We start from the raw sequence: 698 nt of genomic DNA, 5'->3' as shown, positions 1-698 counted from the left end.
CCGTCATCACGGTTCCCACGCCGCTGCGGGACACCCTGCCCGACCTCTCCTTCATTGAAGGGTCGAGCGCCTCCCTCGCCGAACACCTCACCCGCGGCGCCACGGTGATTCTCGAATCCACGACCTACCCCCGGCACGACCGAAGAGATGCTCGTGCCGATTCTGGAGAACGGTTCGGGGCTGCAGGCCGGACGCGACTTCTACGTGGGCTACAGCCCCGAACGTATCGATCCCGGCAACAGTCTGTGGGGCTTCGTCGAGACCCCGAAGGTGGTGTCCGGCATTGACGCGGATTCGCTCGCCCACGTGAAGGCCTTCTACGACGAGCTCGTGAACCAGACTGTTCCCGTGAGCTCTCCGAAGGAGGCCGAACTCACCAAACTGCTCGAGAACACCTTCCGCCACGTGAATATCGCCCTCGTCAACGAGCTTGCCATTTTCGCGCACCAGCTCGGAGTGAACGTGTGGGAGTCGATCGAGGCGGCCGGAACGAAACCCTTCGGGTTCATGAAGTTCACCCCCGGACCTGGCGTGGGCGGCCACTGCCTGCCCGTCGACCCCAGTTACCTGTCGTGGCAGGTAAAACGCAAACTGGGTCAGAATTTTCGCTTCGTCGAACTCGCCAACGACGTGAACGACCACATGCCGCAATATGTCGTGCAGCGCATGCTCGAGCTGCTGAACGAGCGCGGTAAGCC

The 698-nt window shown here is 62.3% G+C and carries 1 protein-coding gene and 1 pseudogene; both read left to right on the top strand.

Annotated elements, in window-relative coordinates; genetic code table 11:
- Nucleotides 1–5 precede the first annotated feature (5 nt).
- Nucleotides 6–77 (top strand): annotated as a pseudogene (locus tag JF66_RS25410) (hypothetical protein); the annotation flags it as partial.
- Between the two features lie 70 nt (nucleotides 78–147).
- A partial coding sequence (locus JF66_RS15740) for a nucleotide sugar dehydrogenase (RefSeq protein ID WP_231556461.1) occupies nucleotides 148–698 on the top strand: 551 nt, incomplete at its 3' end.

Origin of the sequence: Cryobacterium sp. MLB-32 (assembly GCF_000738085.1) — a bacterium.
GTDB lineage: Bacteria > Actinomycetota > Actinomycetes > Actinomycetales > Microbacteriaceae > Cryobacterium.
The sequence above is the reverse complement of the archived record's forward strand: the minus strand, read 5'-3'. Positions and strand labels throughout refer to the sequence as shown.